At 65.2% G+C, this 19,528-nt stretch carries 23 protein-coding genes and 1 riboswitch; of the genes, 6 read left to right on the plus strand and 17 right to left on the minus strand.

All coding sequences use genetic code 11. The annotated features are described in order from the left end of the window. Nucleotides 1–2 precede the first annotated feature (2 nt). Genes HU230_RS28685 through cysG form a run of 5 tightly spaced genes read right to left on the minus strand, consistent with a single transcriptional unit; the run spans nt 3 to nt 4,678 of the window. Nucleotides 3–731: a phosphoadenylyl-sulfate reductase gene (locus HU230_RS28685; protein WP_176528917.1), complete on the minus strand. Its 729-nt coding sequence runs from the start codon at nt 729–731 to the stop codon at nt 3–5. Beyond that, a complete protein-coding gene (locus tag HU230_RS28690; RefSeq protein ID WP_176528916.1) occupies nt 728–1,243 on the minus strand; it encodes a DUF934 domain-containing protein in 516 nt (171 codons plus the stop codon). Before HU230_RS28690 ends, HU230_RS28685 begins: the two co-directional genes overlap by 4 nt. Beyond that, nucleotides 1,230–2,885, minus strand: a complete 1,656-nt coding sequence (locus HU230_RS28695) for a nitrite/sulfite reductase (RefSeq protein WP_176528915.1) — start codon at nt 2,883–2,885, stop codon at nt 1,230–1,232. Before HU230_RS28695 ends, HU230_RS28690 begins: the two co-directional genes overlap by 14 nt. A gap of 27 nt (nt 2,886–2,912) precedes the next feature. Further along, on the minus strand, nt 2,913–3,230 hold the full coding sequence (locus HU230_RS28700) for a DUF2849 domain-containing protein (protein WP_176528914.1): 318 nt from the start codon (nt 3,228–3,230) through the stop codon (nt 2,913–2,915). Next, the gene (gene cysG, locus HU230_RS28705; RefSeq protein ID WP_176528913.1) at nt 3,227–4,678 is read right to left on the minus strand and encodes a siroheme synthase CysG; all 1,452 of its coding nucleotides are present in this window, start codon (nt 4,676–4,678) and stop codon (nt 3,227–3,229) included. Before cysG ends, HU230_RS28700 begins: the two co-directional genes overlap by 4 nt. A 247-nt stretch (nt 4,679–4,925) precedes the next feature. Here cysG and cysD point away from each other — a divergent pair, with 247 nt between their 5' ends. The 3 genes from cysD to HU230_RS28720 all read left to right on the plus strand — a co-directional run bounded on the left by cysD (nt 4,926) and on the right by HU230_RS28720 (nt 9,972). Continuing rightward, nucleotides 4,926–5,720 (plus strand): sulfate adenylyltransferase subunit CysD, encoded by a 795-nt coding sequence (gene cysD, locus HU230_RS28710; protein ID WP_176528912.1) that lies wholly within the window; start codon nt 4,926–4,928, stop codon nt 5,718–5,720. Nucleotides 5,721–5,744: 24 nt separating this feature from the next. Beyond that, the gene (gene cysC / locus HU230_RS28715) at nt 5,745–7,664 is read left to right on the plus strand and encodes an adenylyl-sulfate kinase (protein WP_092118907.1); all 1,920 of its coding nucleotides are present in this window, start codon (nt 5,745–5,747) and stop codon (nt 7,662–7,664) included. A gap of 145 nt (nt 7,665–7,809) precedes the next feature. Then, nucleotides 7,810–9,972, plus strand: coding sequence for a malate synthase G (locus HU230_RS28720; RefSeq protein WP_176528911.1), 2,163 nt, complete (start codon nt 7,810–7,812; stop codon nt 9,970–9,972). Between the two features lie 504 nt (nt 9,973–10,476). Here HU230_RS28720 and HU230_RS28725 read toward each other — a convergent pair. From HU230_RS28725 to HU230_RS28735, 3 genes are all read right to left on the minus strand, one after another. Further along, a complete protein-coding gene (locus tag HU230_RS28725; protein ID WP_061880958.1) occupies nt 10,477–10,632 on the minus strand; it encodes a Thivi_2564 family membrane protein in 156 nt (51 codons plus the stop codon). Nucleotides 10,633–10,747: 115 nt separating this feature from the next. Beyond that, complete coding sequence (locus HU230_RS28730) at nt 10,748–11,377, minus strand: DUF2865 domain-containing protein (protein ID WP_176528910.1); 630 nt, start codon at nt 11,375–11,377, stop codon at nt 10,748–10,750. Between the two features lie 125 nt (nt 11,378–11,502). Then, nucleotides 11,503–12,345: a L,D-transpeptidase gene (locus tag HU230_RS28735; RefSeq protein WP_176528909.1), complete on the minus strand. Its 843-nt coding sequence runs from the start codon at nt 12,343–12,345 to the stop codon at nt 11,503–11,505. A gap of 210 nt (nt 12,346–12,555) precedes the next feature. Between HU230_RS28735 and HU230_RS28740 the strand changes: the two genes are divergently transcribed. The 3 genes from HU230_RS28740 to HU230_RS28750 all read left to right on the plus strand — a co-directional run bounded on the left by HU230_RS28740 (nt 12,556) and on the right by HU230_RS28750 (nt 14,684). Then, nucleotides 12,556–13,668: an AI-2E family transporter gene (locus HU230_RS28740; RefSeq protein WP_176528908.1), complete on the plus strand. Its 1,113-nt coding sequence runs from the start codon at nt 12,556–12,558 to the stop codon at nt 13,666–13,668. A gap of 76 nt (nt 13,669–13,744) precedes the next feature. Continuing rightward, nucleotides 13,745–14,116, plus strand: a complete 372-nt coding sequence (locus tag HU230_RS28745; RefSeq protein ID WP_176528907.1) for an ElaB/YgaM/YqjD family protein — start codon at nt 13,745–13,747, stop codon at nt 14,114–14,116. Between the two features lie 118 nt (nt 14,117–14,234). Continuing rightward, nucleotides 14,235–14,684, plus strand: coding sequence for a hypothetical protein (locus tag HU230_RS28750; RefSeq protein WP_176528906.1), 450 nt, complete (start codon nt 14,235–14,237; stop codon nt 14,682–14,684). A gap of 183 nt (nt 14,685–14,867) precedes the next feature. Here HU230_RS28750 and HU230_RS28755 read toward each other — a convergent pair whose 3' ends face one another. From HU230_RS28755 to HU230_RS28790, 9 genes are all read right to left on the minus strand, one after another. Beyond that, nucleotides 14,868–15,260 (minus strand): hypothetical protein, encoded by a 393-nt coding sequence (locus HU230_RS28755; RefSeq protein ID WP_173643741.1) that lies wholly within the window; start codon nt 15,258–15,260, stop codon nt 14,868–14,870. A gap of 342 nt (nt 15,261–15,602) precedes the next feature. Continuing rightward, the gene (locus tag HU230_RS28760) at nt 15,603–15,776 is read right to left on the minus strand and encodes a hypothetical protein (RefSeq protein WP_176528905.1); all 174 of its coding nucleotides are present in this window, start codon (nt 15,774–15,776) and stop codon (nt 15,603–15,605) included. Between the two features lie 125 nt (nt 15,777–15,901). Then, nucleotides 15,902–16,081: a hypothetical protein gene (locus tag HU230_RS28765; RefSeq protein ID WP_176528904.1), complete on the minus strand. Its 180-nt coding sequence runs from the start codon at nt 16,079–16,081 to the stop codon at nt 15,902–15,904. Nucleotides 16,082–16,163: 82 nt separating this feature from the next. Beyond that, nucleotides 16,164–17,090: a DMT family transporter gene (locus HU230_RS28770; RefSeq protein ID WP_176528903.1), complete on the minus strand. Its 927-nt coding sequence runs from the start codon at nt 17,088–17,090 to the stop codon at nt 16,164–16,166. Nucleotides 17,091–17,166: 76 nt separating this feature from the next. Next, a complete protein-coding gene (locus tag HU230_RS28775) occupies nt 17,167–17,847 on the minus strand; it encodes a transglutaminase-like domain-containing protein (protein WP_176528902.1) in 681 nt (226 codons plus the stop codon). Between the two features lie 172 nt (nt 17,848–18,019). Further along, entirely contained in the window at nt 18,020–18,241 is a 222-nt protein-coding gene (locus HU230_RS28780) for a hypothetical protein (RefSeq protein WP_092118943.1), read from the minus strand. A gap of 182 nt (nt 18,242–18,423) precedes the next feature. Beyond that, a complete protein-coding gene (gene crcB / locus HU230_RS28785) occupies nt 18,424–18,810 on the minus strand; it encodes a fluoride efflux transporter CrcB (protein WP_176528901.1) in 387 nt (128 codons plus the stop codon). Nucleotides 18,811–19,050: 240 nt separating this feature from the next. Next, nucleotides 19,051–19,111: riboswitch (Fluoride riboswitch) on the minus strand. A 59-nt stretch (nt 19,112–19,170) separates the two neighbouring features. Beyond that, nucleotides 19,171–19,293, minus strand: a complete 123-nt coding sequence (locus HU230_RS43705) for a hypothetical protein (protein WP_275948934.1) — start codon at nt 19,291–19,293, stop codon at nt 19,171–19,173. 37 nt (nt 19,294–19,330) lie between these two features. Further along, a complete protein-coding gene (locus HU230_RS28790) occupies nt 19,331–19,507 on the minus strand; it encodes a hypothetical protein (protein WP_176528900.1) in 177 nt (58 codons plus the stop codon). Nucleotides 19,508–19,528 lie beyond the last annotated feature (21 nt).

Raw genomic sequence — 19,528 nt, forward strand, 5'->3', positions numbered from 1 at the left:
ACCTACGACATCTTCGTTGTGTGGATGCCGCATTCCGTCTTCGCCCGGCCACGCCAGCGGCCGTCGCGTGCATCCTCGCCGGCTGCAGCCCGGCTGCTGCAAGGCATACACCCGACCGACTGATATCCCGATGCGACAAGTGGATGCGGCGGCAGCTTGCCGAGCGTGTAGATCGCCTCGATCTCCTCGCGCGAGACGTTGGCGAACGGATTGAATTTCAGCCTGACGCCGTCGTACTCGACGACCGGGATGTCGGCGCGGGCACCGCCCTGGAAACGCTTGCGGCCGTTGATCCAGCCGGCGAACGGCTTCAGTGCGCGCGCCAACGGCTCCACCTTGCGGATGCGGCAGCAGGCGTCGGGATCGCTGAACCACAATTCGCGGTCCGGGTCCTGGCGCGACAGCGCCTGCTCATCGGGCTTGATCGAGCGCACATCGGTAAGGCCGAGCGTGGCTATCAAGGTGTCACGATAGGCCAGCGTCTCCTCGAACAGCCAGCCGGTGTCGAGGAAGACCACCGGGATCGCCGGATCGACGTCCGCCATCACCTTGAGCAGCGCGGCGGACTCGGTCCCGAACGACGACACCAGCGCCAGCCTCTCGCGGCCGACCGTCTGCAACGCGGCCGCGATCACCTCGGCGGGCGATGCTTTGCGCAGCGCGCGATCGAGCGCATCCGCTGCCGGCAATGCGACTGATGCCTCTGCGAGCTCTGGTGCAAGTGTGCTCACTGGCCGGCACTCTCCGAGTGACGCAGCTGCATGCGGCGGTTGAGCGCGGTGACGCGGCCGTCGCCGGTCGGCTGGTAGAACACCGAATAGCGCTTCATGGTATGGGCGAACGCGTCGGCGTCGGCATCCTTCTTCACCTCGAAGGCGTCGAAGCCGGCGCGCGTCATGAACACGAACTGGTCGCGCAGGATCTGCCCGGTGGCGCGCAGCTCGCCGTCATAGCCGTAGCGCTCGCGCAGCAGACGGGCCTGGCTGTAGGCGCGGCCGTCGCGGAAGGTCGGGAACACCAGCGCGACCGAGGCCAGCCGATCGAGATGCGGCACCAGTTCGTCCAGATTGCGGTTGTTCGGCCAGATCACCCCCAGCTTGCCGGGACGGCGCAGCAGCGCTTCCGGATCGGCGAGAAAGCGCTCGGCCGTCACCAGCACCGCGCCGTCACCCGGCAGCTCGGCGCCGTCGGCGACATGCACGAACAGATCGGTGGTCAGTCTTCCCTGCTTAACGAGTGGCATAGACGCGCTCCCTGAAAGGCTCGACGCCCAGACGCTTTACCGTGTCGACGAACAATTCCTCGGGACGGTCGCGCAGCGCGAGATAAGCTTCGACAATGTCTTCGATCACGTCGGCGACTTCCGCATAGGGAACGGCGGGGCCGATCAGGGTGCCCATCTGCGCGTTCTCGTCGGCGCGGCCGCCGATCGTGATCTGGTAGAACTCCTCACCGTTCTTCTCGACGCCGAGAATGCCGATGTGGCCGACATGGTGATGGCCGCAGGCATTGATGCAGCCGGAGATGTTGATGTGCAGCCGGCCGATCAGGTCGGCGGTGTCGTGGTTGGCGAAGCGCCGGGTCAGCTCCTGCGCGATCGGGATCGAGCGCGCGTTGGCCAGCGAGCAGTAGTCCAGCCCCGGGCAGGCGATGATGTCGGTGACGAGATTGACGTTCGGCGTCGCGAGGCCGAGGCGATCGAGCGCCTTGAACAGCGCCGGAAGGTCGCGCTTGGCGACGTGCGGCAGCGCCAGGTTCTGCTCGTGGCCGACCCGGATCTCGCCGAACGAATATTTGTCGGCGAGGTCGGCGACCGCGTCCATCTGCTCGGCGGTGGCGTCGCCGGGCGGACCACCGACCGGCTTCAGCGACAGCGTCACGATCGAATAGCCCTGCACCTTGTGCGCCGACACCGAATTCTTGCGCCAGCGCTCGAACAGCTTGTCATGCGCGGCCTTCTTCAGCTCGTCCGGCATGTGCGGCAGCTTTTCGTAAGGAGGGTAGGAGAAGCGCGAGCGGACCTCCTCGATGGCGGTGTGATCGAGCGTCAGCCCGACATCGCCCATCGCCTTCCACTCCTCCTCGACTTCCTTGGCGAACTTCTCGATGCCGAGCTCGTGCACCAGGATCTTGATGCGCGCCTTGTAGATGTTGTCGCGGCGGCCGTACTGGTTGTAGACGCGCAGGATCGCCTCGATGTAGCTCAGGATATCGCGGCCGGGGACGAACGGCTTGATGGTCTTGGCGATGAACGGGGTGCGGCCGAGACCGCCGCCGACCAGCACCTCGAACCCGGTCTCGCCATCGGCGTTCTTGTGCAAACGCAGCCCGATGTCGTGGATCTTGATCGCCGCGCGATCGTGCTCGGCGGCGGTGATCGCGATCTTGAACTTGCGCGGCAGGAACGAGAATTCCGGATGCAGCGTGGTGTGCTGGCGGATCAGCTCCGACCAGATCCGCGGATCCTCGATCTCGCCCGGCGCGACGCCGGCCCACTGGTCCGAGGTGACGTTGCGCATGTTGTTGCCGGAGGTCTGCATCGCATGGATGCCGACCTCGGCGAGATCGGCCAGCGCGTCTGGCAGCTCGGCGAGCTTGATCCAGTTGAACTGGATGTTCTGCCGCGTGGTGAAGTGGCCATAGCCGCGGTCGTAGCGGCGCGCGACATGGGCGAGCCGCCGCAGCTGCTTCGACGACAGCGTGCCGTAGGGGATCGCGACGCGGAACATGTAGGCGTGCAGCTGCAGATACACGCCGTTCTGCAGGCGCAGGATCTTGAATTCGTCCTCGGTGAGCTCGCCGGAAAGGCGGCGCTTCACCTGATCGCGGAATTCCGAAACACGCTCGTTGATCAGCGTGCGGTCGAGTTCGTCATAAGCATACATGTTCGATGAGCCTTACGCCGGCGCGCCTTACGCGGGGACCTGAAGATCGATGGTGACGCCCTTGGCGCGGATGTGTTCGCGGAGATTGCCCGGCTTGACCTTGCCGCCATCCTTGAGCTCGACCGGCGCGATATAGGGGCCGACCGCGCCGACGTCGTCGGCGGTGGCTTCGGCCAACAGCGCACGGGCGTCGTCGGAGGTGCTGACGACGGCGGAATCGGAGAGTTCGGTGGACCAGCCTTGTTTGGCGGTTCGGTACACGACGGCGCCGTCCCAGGTGCGGTTGGCGGTCACCACCGAGGGGCCTGTGATCCTGATTTTCTTCTGTTCGAGCGGAGAGGTCATTCGGCAGCCTTCAGCAGTTCGGAGAACATCTGGTTGGAGAACAATTGGGTGACGTTGGATCGGCTCCACGGCGCGGAATGCGCGACCACGTCGCCGATGATGAGGACAGCGGGACCGCCATCGACCTGTTTGACCAGCTCAGGCAGCCGCGCCAGCGTGCCGACGGCGGCCTTGGCGTCCGGCCGCGTCACGCGCGCGAACACGCCGACCGGCGTCTCCGGCGAGCGGCCCGCAGCGAGCAGGCCTTCGCGGATCGAGGGCGCCGCGGTCATGCCCATGTAGACGACGACGGTCATTCTTGTGTCGGTCAGCACCGACCAGTCCACGACTTCGGCATCGCGCGCCTTGTGCGCGGTCAGGAAGGTGATGCGCAGCGCCTCGTGCCGGAAGGTCAGCGGCACCTCGAATTGCGCGGCGGCGCCGAGACCGGCGGAGATGCCGGGAATAATGGAGTAGGCGACGCCGGCGTCGCGCAGCGCCTCGATCTCCTCGCCGCCGCGACCGAACACAAAGGGATCGCCGCCCTTCAGCCGAACCGCACGCTGGCCCGACTGCGCGGCCTCGATCATCGAGCGGTTGATGGCGTCCTGGCCGATGCCGGGCTTGCCGATGCGGCGGCCGACCGGAATCCGCGCGGCATCGCGCCGGATGCGGTCGAGAATTTCAGATGACACCAATTCGTCATAGAACACCACGTCGGCGTCCTGCAGCGCGCGCAGCGCCTTCACGGTGAGCAGATCCGGATCGCCGGGACCGGCGCCGACCAGCGTCACATGGCCGACAGCCTTGCCTTCCGTATCAGCGCCGGCGAATGCGGCGGGATCGCCGATCGCGTTCAGCGCGTGCTCGGCCTCGTCCTTGCGGCCGGCCAGCACCAGCGCGCCGATCGGGCCGTCGACGATGCGCTCCCAGAAGCGGCGGCGCAGCGGAAATTCTTCAATCCGCGCATGCATCGGTTTGCGGAAGCGGCCGATAAAGCCGGCGAGATCGCCGATCCGCGCCGGCAGCACCGCCTCGATCTTCTCGCGGATGCGACGCGCCACAACCGGCGACGTGCCGCCGGTTCCGACCGCGACCACGACATCGCCGCGATCGACGATCGCAGGCATGATGAAGGTGGAGTGCACGAGGTCGTCCATCACGTTGACCGGCAGGCCAATCGCCTTGGCGCGCACCGACATCGCAACACCGACCTCGCCTGCACCGGCGCAGAGCACGGCGATGACATCGGAGAGATCGGCTGCGAGCGGATCGCCCTCGGCGCGCTCGATGCGCGCGGCGTCCTCCGCCGCGATGCCGGCGAGCTCATGATCGCCGTCGGTCGCGTACCAGCGAACCGCGGCGCCGGCAGCTGCAAGCAGCCGCAACTTGGCGCGCACGAGCTCGCCCGCTCCAACGAGCAGCACCTTGCCGCTTTGCAGATCCAGAAACACCGGCAGATATCGCATCAGACACTCGCTTCCCCAACTTGGGGGTTGACTGAAATTATTTTCTATTTATCTCTCGATCAAGGCCAGCAAAGAGAAAATTATTTCTTCTCTATTGCAGCGCAACTTTAGAATTTTCAACTCCACAGGCCAAGGCCAAGAGATGCATCTTCTCGACAACGAATCCGCCGCTGCCGGAACGCGGTCCGCAGCCCTTCGCAGTGCATCTTCCGTGCCGGGGATTCCTGCCAATCAGGCCCCCCCGTCCATGGATCATCTCGATGAGCTGGAAGCCCAAAGCATCTACATTTTGCGCGAGGCGTTCGCCCGGCTGAAAAAGCTCGCGCTGCTGTGGTCGCTCGGCAAAGACTCCAATGTGATGATCTGGCTGGCGCGCAAGGCGTTCTTCGGCCGGGTCCCGTTCCCGGCGCTGCATGTCGACACCGGCAAGAAGTTTCCGGAGATGTATGCGTTCCGCGACCGCTTCGGAAAGGAATGGGATCTCGATCTGCGCGTCGAGCCCTGCCCGCCGATCGACGCCGTTGATCCCACCTTGCCTCCCGCCGCGCGTTCGGCCGCCCGCAAGACCGAGGGACTCAAATGGGCGCTCAACAAATACGGCTTTGACGGCTTGATCGCCGGCATCCGCCGCGACGAAGAGGCAACGCGCGCCAAGGAGCGCGTGTTCTCGCCACGCGGTCTCGAAGGCGAATGGGATGTGCGCGACCAGCCGCCGGAATTCTGGGATCACTTCAACGCCTCGCCGCCGCAGGGCGCACACTTGCGCATCCATCCGATCCTGCATTGGACCGAAGCCGACATCTGGGCTTACACCAAGCGCGAAGGCATTCCGATCATCCCGCTCTATCTCGCCAAGGACGGCAAGCGCTATCGCTCGCTGGGGGATCAGGACATCACCAACCCGGTGGCTTCGACCGCATCCAGCATCGATGAAATCCTGGATGAGCTCGATAACACCAAGATCCCGGAGCGCGCCGGCCGCGCACTCGATCACGAAACCGAGGATGCGTTCGAGCGACTGCGTGTCGCCGGCTATCTCTGATCCCAGTTTGGCGTGAGTGCTCTGATGAACATGATTCTTCCCACCGCCTCGATCTCGGCGACCCCCAACGGCACCACACGTCCCCAGGTGCGAATCGTCATCGTCGGCCATGTCGACCACGGCAAGTCCACCCTGGTTGGCCGACTGCTGCATGAGACCGGCAGCCTGCCGGACGGCAAGCTGGAGATGCTGAAGGCGGTCAGCGCACGGCGCGGCATGCCGTTCGAATGGTCGTTCCTGCTCGACGCGCTGCAGACCGAGCGCGACCAGGGCATCACCATCGACACCACCCAGATCCGCTTCCGCACCCGCTCGCGCGACGTCGTGCTGATCGACGCGCCCGGCCATGCAGAGTTTTTGCGCAACATGATCACCGGCGCCTCGCAGGCCGACGGCGCGGTGTTGATCATCGACGCGCTCGAAGGCGTCCGCTCGCAGACGCGGCGGCACGGCTATCTCCTGCATCTGCTCGGCGTGAAGCAGGTCGCGGTCGTCGTCAACAAGATGGACCGGGTCGATTTCAGTGCCGATCGCTTCAAGGAGATCAGCGACGAGATTTCCGCGCATCTGATCGGTCTCGGCGTGACGCCGACCGCGGTGGTCCCGATCTCCGCGCGCGACGGCGACGGCGTTGCCGAACACACGCCGCGGATCGGATGGTACAAGGGACCGACCGTGGTCGAGGCGCTCGATGCGCTCGAGCCGGCACCGCCGCTGGCAGAGCTGCCGCTGCGGCTGCCGGTGCAGGCGATCTACAAATTCGACGACCGCCGCATCGTTGCGGGCCGCATCGAGTCCGGCAGCCTGAAGGCCGGCGACGAGATCGTTATCATGCCCACGGGCAAGATCGCGAAGATCAAGACAGTCGAGAGCTGGCCGGTGACGCCGGTCAACGGTCCGCAGGGCGCCGGGCGCTCGGTCGGCATCACGCTCGACCGCGAGCTGTTCCTCGAGCGCGGCGACATCATCGGACATAGCGGGCAGAGCCCGCGCGATACCCGTCGCATCCGCGCGCGGATCTTCTGGCTGCACGACAAGCCGCTGACCACAGGCGAGCAGATCCTGATCCGGCTCGGCACCAAGGAAAGCCGCGCCACCGTGGTCGCGATCGAAAAGGCGATCGATCCCGGCGCGCTGTCCAACGAAGAGAACACCGCGATCGCGCGCAACCATGTCGGCGAGATCGACATCTCGCTGGCGCAGCCGGTTGCGACCGATCCCTACACCGACAATCCGCGCACCGGCCGCCTCGTGATCGAGGTCAACGGGCGCATCGCCGGCGGCGGCCTCGTGCTGTCGGTCGATGCCGGCCGGCCCGCGGTGCCGATCGACATCGTGCCGGTGGAATCCGCGCTGCGGCCGGACGAGCGCTCGGCGCGCTACCACCACAATGGCGCGGTGATCTGGCTGACCGGCCTGCCCGGCTCCGGCAAGTCGACTTTGGCGCGCGCGCTGGAGCGACGGCTGTTCAGCAATGGCGGTTCGCCGATCCTGCTCGATGGCGACACCTTCCGCGCCGGGTTGAACAGCGACCTCGGCTTCTCGCCGCAGGATCGCACCGAGAACATCCGCCGCCTCGCCGAGGTCGCGACCCACCTGGCGCGCAACGGCCATATCGCCATCGTCGCCGCGGTGTCGCCGTCGACCGCCGACCGTGCGGCCGCACGCCGCATCGCCGACAGCGCGTTCCGCGAAGTCTACGTCGCCACGCCCGCCGAGGTCTGCGAGACCCGCGACCCCAAGGGCCATTACGCCAAGGCGCGCTCCGGCGGATTGCCGTCCTTTACTGGCATCACCAACGACTACCAGCCGCCGACCGGCAACGAACTGACCATCGACACCTCGAACCGCTCGGTCAGCGATGCCACCGACGCGATCGAGCGGATGCTGGCCACGACCGGCATCCTGTTCGACGAACTGACCGACCTCGCGGCGAATATTTAGGCGGCGCGGCCTCCTCGTCTGGAGGGCCTTCTCAGAGCCGTGGCTTTAGGGCAAAAAGGGCCGTGAACGCCGCCCTTGGCGCGTTTTTTGCTGATTTCTTGCGAAAGCAGCCCCTAAACGCCCCATTTCTTTGAGAAAGCCCATCATGACTCGTGTCGATGCCCATGGATTGAAGATCGCCCCTGTCCTGTTCGATTTCATCGCCAAGGAGGCGACGCCGAAAACCGGGATCGCGCCTGACGCGTTCTGGGCAGGACTCGCCGCCATCATCCAGAAGCTCGGCCCGAAGAACCGCGAACTGCTCGCGGTCCGCGACGCGCTGCAGGCCAAGATCGACGACTGGCATCGCGCCAACAAGGGCAAGCCGTTCGACATCAACGCCTACACCGCGTTCCTCAAGGACATCGGCTATCTGCTGCCCGAGCCCGCGACCCACAAGGTCGAGACATCAAATGTCGACGAGGAAATCGGCAAGATCTGCGGCCCGCAGCTCGTGGTGCCGCTCACCAACGCCCGCTACGCGCTGAACGCCGCCAACGCGCGCTGGGGTTCGCTGTACGACGCCTTTTACGGCACCGACGCGATCCCGCATGATCCGAGCGAGGCTGGCCGTGGCTACAACAAGGCCCGCGGCGACAAGGTGATCGCGAAGGCGAAGGCGTTCCTCGACGCCGCTGTGCCGCTCGCGACCGGAAGCCACACTGACGTGACCTCCTACGGCGTGATCGCGGGCCAGCTGTCGGTCAAGCTGAAGAGCGGCAATTCGACCGCGCTGAAGAACGGCGCCCAGTTCGCCGGCTATCTGGGCGACGCCGCCCAGCCTTCCGCGATCCTGCTCGTCAACAACGGCATGCATGTCGAGGTCAAGATCGACCGCAGCAACATCATCGGCAAGGACGATCCGGCCGGCGTCGCCGACATGATCCTGGAGTCGGCGGTCTCGACCATTCTCGACATGGAAGACTCGGTCGCCGCCGTCGACGCCGAGGACAAGGTGCTGGTCTATCGCAACACGCTCGGCCTGATGAACGGCACGCTGTCGGCCGATTTCGAGAAGGGCGGCAAGACGCTGACGCGTTCGCTCAATGCCGACCGCGTCTACAAGAAGCCCGACGGCGGCGAGCTGAAGCTGCACGGCCGCAGCCTGCTCCTGATGCGCAATGTCGGCCACCACATGTTCACCGACGCGGTGCTCGACGCCAAGGGCGAGGAGATTCCCGAAGGCCTGCTGGACGCCGCGGTCGCCGGCCTGCTCGCGATCCACGACCTCAAGGGCAATTCGAAGGTCAGGAACAGCCGCACCGGCTCGGCCTATATCGTCAAGCCGAAGATGCACGGCCCCGACGAGGTGACGCTGACCTGCGACCTGTTCGCCGAGGTCGAGAAGATGCTCTCGCTGCCCGAGAACACGCTGAAGGTCGGCATCATGGACGAGGAGCGCCGCACCACGGTCAACCTCAAGGCCTGCATCCAGCGCGCCTCCAAGCGCATCATGTTCATCAACACCGGCTTCCTCGACCGCACCGGCGACGAGATCCACACCTCGATGGAAGCGGGTCCGATGATCCGCAAGAACGACATGAAGGCGCAGCCGTGGATCAAGGCCTATGAGGACTGGAACGTCGACAACGGCCTGATCGACGGCCTGCCCGGCCATGCCCAGATCGGCAAGGGCATGTGGGCGGCGCCCGACAAGATGGCCGACATGCTGGCGCAGAAGATCGGCCACCCGCAGGCCGGCGCCACCACCGCCTGGGTGCCGTCGCCGACCGCGGCCACGCTGCACGCCCTGCACTATCACCAGGTCAACGTGATCGCCCGGCAACAGGAGCTCGCCAAGGGCGGGCCGCGTGCAAAACTCTCCGACATCCTCACCATTCCGGTGTCGCAGTCGAACTGGGCGCCCGATGACGTGAAGCAGGAGATCGACAACAACTGCCAGGGCATCCTCGGCTACGTCGTGCGCTGGATCGACCAGGGCGTCGGCTGCTCCAAGGTGCCCGACATCCACGATGTCGGCCTGATGGAAGACCGCGCGACGCTGCGCATCTCGAGCCAGCATCTGGCGAACTGGCTGCATCAGGGCGTCATCACCAGGGATCAGGTAATGGAGTCGCTGAAGCGCATGGCCGTCGTCGTCGACAAGCAGAATGCCGGCGATCCCCTGTACAAGCCGATGGCGCCGGCGTTCGACGGCGTGGCCTTCAAGGCGGCCTGCGACCTCGTGTTCGAAGGACGCACGCAGCCGAACGGCTACACCGAATACATCCTCACCGCGCGCCGCCGCGAGGCCAAGGCCGCGGGCTGATCCCCGAGCGATCGCAACCACAAGCAAAAGCCCCGGCGATAAGCCGGGGCTTTTTTGTTGGCGCCGCAGGTGGCGCTAGAGGAGCCGGATGCGATAGCCTGCCGTCGCAGGGGCGCACAGCCAAAATATCGAAAACAACCCCATGCAAAGTAGCCGGCGGCGGCTGGCGGATACGGCAACTTGACTCGTCGGGCAAATCAGCGATATTCTTCTATTATTCAGAAATCCTGCGGACGCCCCTCGCAGCGTCATCACCCGCGCATGCGGGTGATCCAGTATTCCAGAGACGTCTGTGCTTGAATCGAGGAGCCGCAGCGTACTGGATCGCCCGGTCGAGCCGGGCGATGACAGCGGTGGACGAGGATATGCGCCTTGTTTCGCGGCTGAACTGTAGACCCTCATGGTGCTGCATCGACGTCGTTGCGAGGAGTGAAGCGACGAAGCAATCCATTGCTCCACTCGCGCGGTGAGATGGATTGCTTCGCTTCACTCGCAATGACGAAGCTAGAACACCGCCAAATACTTCAGCAGCGAGACGATGCCGATGATGATGACGACGACGCGCGCGATCTGCTTGGCGCGGCCGTCGAGCGGCAGCATGTTGATGAGATAAAGAACCAGAATAACGACAAGGAAAGTGACGAGTACGCCGACGAGCATGCGGGGCCCCCTGATGGCATCGGTGAATGTGCTGTTCGCCCGTTGCTAACGTGCGAGCGCAAGGCCGGTTCCAGCGAACGGAACCGAAAGTGGCCGACCTCTCGCATGAGCGACGCTACTCGCGCGCAAGCACCGGCGCGCGCTGATACTTGGCGCGGATGCGATCCGGCGCCGGCGTGAAGCTGAGAGATGCCCCGCGGCGGTCCGGGCGGCCGACCGACATCAGCCCGTCCTTGCCGGCGACGATGTCGCCCTTGCGCAAGGTCGGATCGTCCTCGATCTTCACCGCGGCGAGCCCGACAGTGTCCTTGCCGTTGCAGGTGCAGCCCGAGACGATCTCGTCGCGATAGCGGAATGCGTTCGGCAGTTCGGAATACGGCTTTCCGTCTTCGGTCGCGGCGTTGTCGATATTGCCGCCATAGACCACTTCGGTCGCGCTCGCCGGGCAGAAGCTGTTGCAGCTCTCAGCCTTGCTCTGGCTGCCGGTCGCAGCCAGCGGGAAATAGCGGCCGTCGCAGGTGCGCACGCAATAGGCCTGGCCGACATCATAGCGCGCGCGCCGCTCGGCCCGCGGCACAGGCGCCGGGCCGTCATCGAACGGCATCCGGATCACCGGCGGACGGCCCTGCATGAAGCCGCCAAACAGTTGCGAGAAGAAATCCTGGGCTTGTGCCGCGGACGCAAGCGACAGGCCTAGCACCGCCGCCGTCCCGAACGTCCATCGCCTGACGTGCCGCTTCACCATTACCGACCCTCAGTCCAATGCCGATCCCTAGAGCCCCGTTCCGATTGAATCGGAACGCGGCTCCAGATTCTTGTTCTGACGCGTTTTCTTCACGCGAACCGGTATCCACTTCGCTCGAAAACGCTCTAGTACAACGAGGAAGTCGCCGGGATGTTCAACGCCTGACGGCCGGAAGGCAGCGTCATCACCGCGGGGCGCGGCTGCATCGGCACCGGCCGGACCGAGATCTGCGTCGCGGTCGGGCCGAACTCGCGGGCTGCGATATGCGGTCCGCTCTTCGGCAGCACCACGACCCTGGTGCCGACATTGACCCGGTTGAACAGGTCGGTGACGTCCTCATTGGTCAGGCGGATGCAGCCCGACGAGACGAACTTGCCGATCGTCGATGGATCGTTGGTGCCGTGGATGCGGTACTCGCTGGAGCCGAGATACAGCGCGCGGGCACCGAGCGGATTGCCGGGGCCGCCGGCCATGAAGCGCGGCAGATAGGGCTGGCGCTTGATCATCTCGGCCGGCGGATGCCAGTCCGGCCATTCCGCCTTGTTGCTGATGGTCTGCACCCCGGCCCAGGTGAAGCCTTCGCGGCCGACGCCGACGCCGTAGCGGATCGCGCGGCCTCCGCCGAGCACGTAATAGAGCGCGGTATTGCCGGTATCGATAATGATGGTGCCGGGCGCCTCAAACGTGTTGAGCGCGACGGTGGTGCGGCGCAGCCGCTCCGGCAGTGCGCCGTCCTCGGTGGCCGCGGTCGAGGGATCGGTCATCACCTCGTCGGAGGGGAATCCGCCCGGCTGCGTCGACGCATAGCCGAGCGCGGACGAGCGGACCTGAGAGCTGACTTGCGCGCTGGCCGAGGTGGCGACAACGAACGGCGTCACGAGCAGGACGCTGGCGAAGGCAAAAGTGCGGACATGAGTGCGCGCGGCGCGCGACGCAAGCCGGCGGCTGGAGAGAGACTGCTGTGTCATGTGCTGCCCCTGGACGGGATGCGCATCATGGTGATGCGATGACCACCCAACGCGCGTAACCATCAGACAGTTCCGCTGCGAATCGTCGCAAAGTCGCGATTGTCAACCCGCCATCTCTCACGAGCGTGCGATGGAACCTTTGCCGGGACAAGGCCGTTGTCGTGCGCAATTTGACACGAAATTCATTTGTCCCCATTCGGGAGGAGTCTGGTGCGCGCCTTTCCGGGTGAACGTATGCTTGGCAATCCGACCGAAGGCACGCCCCTCCCCGACAGCACAGCCGAAACGCCGCCGATTGTCAGCCGCGCCGAGGCCGTCGCCTTCGCGCTGGTCGCACTGCTGGTGATCGTCATCGTCGGGGTGCTCTATCTCGCACGGGCCTTCTTCCTTCCGATCACCATGGCCTTCATCGTCGGCACCATGCTGTCGCCGGCGGCGAGCCTGCTCGAGCGCTACCGGATCCCGCGCGCGCTCGGCGCAGTGCTGATCGTGATCGCGGTCGGCGCCGCCGTCAGCTTCATGGTCGGACTGATCGCCTCGCCTGTCATGGACTGGAGCTCGCGGCTGCCCGAGCTCGGCGCGATCCTCAGGGAGAAGTTGCATGTGTTCGACCGGCCGCTCGCGCTGTGGCAGGAGCTGCAGAGCATGGTCGGCGGCCCCGACACGCTCGCCAATCTCCAGCTGCCGAAATTCGAATGGGTGCAGCCGACGCTGGAATTCGTGTCGCCGACCTTCGCCGAATTCCTGCTGTTCATCGCCACCCTGATACTGTTCATCGCGAGCTGGAAGGATCTGCGCCGCGGGCTGGTGATGACCTTCAGCGACCGCGCTGCACGATTGCGCACGCTGCGTATCCTCAACGAGGTCGAGACCAATCTCGGCAATTATCTGCTGACGGTGACGATGATCAATGTCGGCATCGGCATCGTCACCGGTGCGATCTGCGCGGCGACGGGAATGCCGAACCCGGCGGGGCTCGGCGCGCTCGCCGCGACGCTGAACTTCATTCCGATCATCGGGCCGGTCGCGATGTTCGTGGTGCTGGTTGTGGTCGGCATCATCTCCTCGCCGACCATCGGCGCGGGGCTGCTCGCGCCGGCATGTTTTGCCGTCGTGACCTTCATGGAAGGGCATTTCGTGACGCCGACGATCGTCGGCCGCAGGCTGTCCCTGAATGCACTCGCGGTCTTCCTCGCGCTCGCGTTCTGGACCTGGCTGTGGGGCCCGATGGGCGCCTTCCTGTCGTCGCCGCTGCTGATCGTGGCATTGATCGTCAAGGAGCATTTGATGCCGGTCAATTCGCCGCAGCTGCCCGAGGACTAACCTCGGTTTCGCATCTGGAACCTTGCGAGGTGCGAAGCGTTTTTCTCCGAACACGCACGTTCTCCGGGAGCCTTCGATGTCGAGCACGGACAGCGCATTTGGGATCAGGAACATGACGGACAAAGCGACCTACGAACGCCTCGAAAAGGATGTTACTGCCGTGAAGAACGATATCGCTGCCCTCACCGAACAGATCACCGACGCGCTCAACTCGTTTGCCAACAATGCAGGTAAGCAGGCCCGCAGCCGCTACAAGGATGTGCGCGCCAACGCGGAAGCGACGCTCGACGACATGTCGGAGCGCGGCAGCGCGATGATGGGCGCGGCGCAGGATGCCGCCTCCTCGATCGAGGAATCGCTGGAAGAGGTGATCACGCAGCGGCCGCTGGCGACCGTCGGCCTTGCGCTCGGCCTCGGCTTTTTGATCGGCGTCACCTGGCGGCGCTAGGTCATGCGCAAACCACCGTTCTGGACGCGATGGCGGCGCTGGCGCGCCGCCGCCTCGTTTGTCGATGCGCCTTTCAAGGCAAGGTTCAAAGCAAAATTTTTCAGGGCAAGGCTGGTCAATGCTTCAGCGGCTGATCGATGACGTCAAGCAATCCACCGGCAGCGCGCTGCGGCTGACCTCGCTCGCGGCCGCCGCCGCGATCGCGCTGTTCATCACCATCGCCTTCCTGTGCGCGGCCGCCTTCGTCTATGTGCTGCAGCACTACGGTCCGGTGGAGGCGTGCCTGTCCGGCGCCGCGGTGTTCCTCGTCGTCACGCTGATCGCCATTGCCGTTTACATGGCGCGCAAGCGGGAGATGCGCCTCCGCGCGGAGAAAGCGGCCAAGGCCGCGAAATCGGCCGCGGCGACAATGCTCGCCGACCCCGCACTGATCGCCACCGGCCTGCAGATCGTGCGGGCCATCGGCGTGAAGCGGCTGATCCCGATCCTGGCGGTCGGCGGTCTCGCACTCGGCCTGATGGCAAGCCGCAGCGCCGCCGGCAGCAGCGAGCCGGACGAAGAGGAATAGCCCTCCCGGTCCGCCACCAACAAGCGCTACTGTCATCGCCCGCCAGCGGGTCGCGCGAATGCGCGCCCGATGACCGGCTCCGGCTGGCGATCCAGTACGCCGCGGCCCATCGGCCAACGACAACCGTCTCTGGAATACTGAATCGCCCGGACAAGCCGGGCGATGACACTGTTCAAGGGGGGCTCAGGTCACGCAGCGGCCGGGCTGCAGCAGCTTGGCCACTTCGGTCAGGACACTGACCACGGGCTCGCAGGCCACCTTGCGGGTGTCGCCGGGGCGCGCACGCGCCGGCGCTGCGGGGTGATTGCGGGCCTCTTCCCGCGCCACGGGAACACGAACCAGGACGGACGTATCGGGAAGCCGATCGACCTTTAGCGCGACGGTCCGGCTCGGCAGGCCGGTCATCGGAACCGCGGCACGGTCGGTCTTGGCGGCGCGATTGACCGCGCTCTCCGGCGCCAATTGGGTGGTGACCTGCTGTCCGCCAATGAGATCATGGCCGGACGCCAACTGGACCGCGCCAAGCGTCAATCCAGCCGCCAACGCAGCGAAAATTCCCTTTTGAATCTTTGACATGGTGATGTCCCTCGCCCCATGGAAATTCCCGTTGGCGATCACGGACACAACGCGAGCGAAACCTGTGGGGTTCTCGCGTCCGGCCATCACTTAACCGTGTACGAAAAAATTTTGATTCGCGCGGAACGAGTCCGGGGGTCTGCGAGTCATTGGAAGAGCCGGTTATTCCCCCTGCCCCATTGACCGGCGACGTAGGGCGCGACCGTGGTGATGCCGGTCGCGCCCTGCTCTTTTTTCGGCCGTCCCTCGAACGATGCGTCAGCCGGCCTGTCACTCAGCCGTCGCAATTGAAGCCCGACGCTGAAGGAGCGGTCCTTCCGCCGAGCGAGAGGACTGTCTGCTTCAGGCATTATCGTTTGATGGCATGTCCTGGGATCGAACGACCGTCACTTCACGGCAGGACAGGCAACGACCGACATGAAACTTGATTCCAGTCGTCTGGTCGTCGACGAGCATCAATTCGCTCAAGGGCTCGCCGCATTTGCAAGTGACCGTTTTCTTATCGGCAAAATACATCTGAGATCCTCCGTGAGCCTGGAGATTTCATCGCGTCATTCGGGCGAACTCGCTTGCGCTCGCCCCCTCGCTTCCGCTCCTTCTCGGTCCGGGAAATCCGATGGTTGGTGTGTGGCTCTCGGCGCTTATTTTGTAGCGGGTGGCTTCCGTAATTCCGCGGCTTCACGCGCCTGCCGCTCGGCCTTGAGGCGGTGGAAGTTATTGTAGAACGCCTTCTCGTGGGCGAGGTGCTCCTTCATCGCCTGCGACGCGTCCTGCTGACGCTGCTCGTTACGAACCTTGCGCTGCTGGGGAGTAAGATTCATACGACCTCCGACTAAGTTCTTGAATCAACGCTGGATTCAACGCACGAGGCTGGAAAAGGTTGCACCCCGGAAGGAGCTGGATCTATTTACGCAGGCTCGCCCAGACGCCGCCGAGGATCAGCAAGCCGCCAACCAGATGGATCAGCTTCGGCGGCTCGCCGAGAATGATCCAGGACAGCAGTGCGCTTGCGATCGGCGCGACGTAGAGCACGAGCGACGTCCGTACCGAGCCGAACCTTGCGCCGAGCCAGGCGAAGCCGGCATAGGCGATCAGGCCCGGGACGAGGCCGGCGAACACATAGGCCTCGAACGCCCGGGCGTTGAAGACCGCAGCCGGCGTCGTCCACATTTCCTGGAGCGCGGGCGGCAGCGAGCACAGCGCGCCGGCCGTCGAGAACAGGCTGACCCGCGCCAGCAGCGAGGCGTGCGGCGCGACGCGCGATTGCACCAGCGTGTAGCCGGACCAGCCGAGCATCGCGCACACCACCAGGAGATCGCCCCAGGCCGCGCTCGATTGCGTCAGCGTTTCCAGACGGCCGCCAGAGACGATCAAAAGCGCACCGGCGAGCGCCAGCACCGTGCCGAGCCATTGCAGCGGACCGATATGCTCGATGCCGAGCGCGGCCGAGATCAACAGCACCATGATCGGCGACAGCGCGAAGATCAGCGCGATATGGATCGCGGTGGTGGTGATGCCCGCGATGTAGACCGGACCGCCGCACAGGAACATGCCGAGGAAGCCCGCGGCGAGGATCGGCCAAAAGTTCTGCGCCAGCGGGATCTTGCCGTCCCGGATCGCCGCGATCGCAAATGGCGCAAGGCCGATGGCGATGATGCTCCAGCGGAAGAAGGCCAGCGAGAACGGCGGCACCGAGCCGGCCAGGCCGCGCGCCAGCACCTGATTGGAGGCCTGCCCGACCGCGACCAGGATGAAGCCGGTCAGCGCGACCGCGTCTTCCCAGCCCGGGGCCGGGCGGCCGACCTGACCTTTCGGCAACTCCGCATCCATGACACCGCCCCCTCAGCCGGCGCACCTTCACCCAGGACGGCTTCCGTCAGCGCACCACGTTCGCAGCGCGCTCGCGCTATTGCTCCGCCGCCTCGCGCTCCATGTCGCGGCCGGACATGTCCTCGCCCTGCATGTTGGCGTACTCGCGCGCCATCTCGCGCATCAGGAATTTGGCGGGGACGTCGTGATAGGTGCCGTGGTCGTTGACATACTGCATGTAGGCACGCCCCGCGCCGTCGAAGGGGTGCAGCAGCGCATCCGAATGGCCGTCGAAATCGAGCGGCTTGACGCCGAGCTTGGCGCACAGCGTGTCGTTGAAGGTCGGGGTCGCCTTGCGCCAGGCGCCGTCGACGAACACTTCGGTGAAGCCGTGCCAGGTGAACAGGTCCGAGCCCATGCTCTGGCGCAGCTTCTCGGTGGTGAGATGGTTGCGGACGTCGGCAAAGCCGACCCGGGCCGGGATGCCGTGGACCCGGCAGGCCGCGGCATAGAGCGCCGCCTTGCCGACGCAGTAGCCATTACCGGCGGCGAGCACGCTAGAGGCCCGGTAGCTCTCGGGCGAGCGCATGCTGACATAGGGGTTGTAGCGGATGCCGTCGCGCACCGCGGTGTAGAGCCGGCTCGCTATGTCGCGCGCGCCGGCATCGGCTGGGACGGCGGCGCGGGCGAACGCCTCGACGGCGGGATGGTCGCTGTCGACATATTCGCCGGGGTCGGTGTAGAGGCGGCTGATCGTGTCGGGAAGATGCTCGGTCATGGCGCAACCTTAGCAAGCCATGTGCGCAGTTCAATGCAGCAGGTGCAGCCCTTCTTGCAGCCCTGCCCCGCCAGAGCCCTTCCGTTCCGATTGAATCGGAACGGGGACTCCGGCTTGCAGTCTTGACGCGTTTTCTTGACGCGAACCGGCGGCCACTTCGCTCGAAAACGCTTTAGTTCCTGAAGCGTTCGTCCCACTGCGGCGGCCGGTAGCTGCGCCGCTTCGCCTTGAAATATTCGCGTGCGAAATGGATGCCGATCCCGATCAGGAACGGCGGTGCGAGCGCGGCGGCGATCATCAGCGCGGTGATCGACTTCGGCGTCAGGATGTCCAGCACCATCGACGCCAGCAGCCATAGCGTGGCAGCAATCACCGCGACGTCGACATGCTTCATTCCGCAGTCTTTCCTTGGTCCCTGACCACGATCCGGGTTCCATCCTACCGGCTGGCCCCGGGCGCGCCAAGGATTCCGGCGGCAGACGATACCTCCAGCCCTTCACTTTTTTGGACGGTCCGCAGGCAACGTAGACCAGGTTGAACCAAGGCGGCGGCCGCAATGAGCCGCCGTTCAACCGATCAAGCCGCGAACGCCCGCACCAGCAGCAGGCCGGCGAACAGCGCGAGGATCGAGAGCGCAACGGAGGCCGCGATGTAGGCAGCGGCCGGCCATAGCTCGCCCCGCTGCATCAACACGATCGCATCGAGCGAAAAGGTCGAGAAGGTGGTGAAGCCGCCGCAGATGCCGACGGTGAGAAACACCCGCACCGCCTGGCTGACATTCCAGGTCAGCGCGAAGGACTCCGCGAAGACGCCGATCAGGAACGAGCCCACGATATTGATCGCCAGCGTGCCCCAGGGAAATCCGGCGCCGACCAGACGCCCCGCGCCGATCGCCACCAGATAGCGCGCGACCGATCCCAGCGAACCGCCGATCGCGACCGCCGCCAACAACTGAACGTTCAAGATTTTGCCTTTCCGCCCCGCCACTCGGCGACGCCTGTCACAAGCCCAACAACGAAGGTCGCGGCGATCAGCTCGCCCGGGGCGCCGGCCAATAGGGCGACGACACCGACGAGCCAGATCGACCCGACCAGCGACAATGCGATTGAGAGTGAACCAGGAAGACCCGTCATGCGCTGCCCCTTCTCATTCGCGGGGCGCGCTGCGGATCGGCGGTGGCGCATGCTCCTACCGACGCTGTCGCGCCCGGTAGGAGTCATCAGCCTTGCGGCGGTTATCGGGGGACTCCATCCCCATCAACGCAGGGATGGTAGGCGAGCCCAGCGGCGGGAGCAAGTCGGCGTCCCGCGCCGGCGTGACTGCTCATTCATTCATCGACAGCATCGCGTTCAGTTCGACGGCGGTCCGCAGCTGCTCGATGCGCGCGGCAATCTGTTCGCGCTTGGCGCCACGCGGCAATTCCGCGAGCTGGCTCTCGAGCCGCATCCGGTGTTCTTCGAGGCGCTGCTCGAAGGTGTGGGGTTCAGATCGCTTCCGCTTCCGAATCGTCTTCTCCATCACTCACCCTTGGCGGTTGCAGACCGGGACTATTGGCCCAGCGGTCCAGTTGATCGATCACCCGTGCGTGGCTCGGGCGCCGCGGTTCCGGCGCTTCCGGCTCCTCGGATAGCTTTCGGGGCAGCTTGACGTGGTTGGTCATGGCGTCACTCCCGCCAGACAA

It is taken from the genome of Bradyrhizobium quebecense, assembly GCF_013373795.3.
Lineage (GTDB): Bacteria > Pseudomonadota > Alphaproteobacteria > Rhizobiales > Xanthobacteraceae > Bradyrhizobium > Bradyrhizobium quebecense.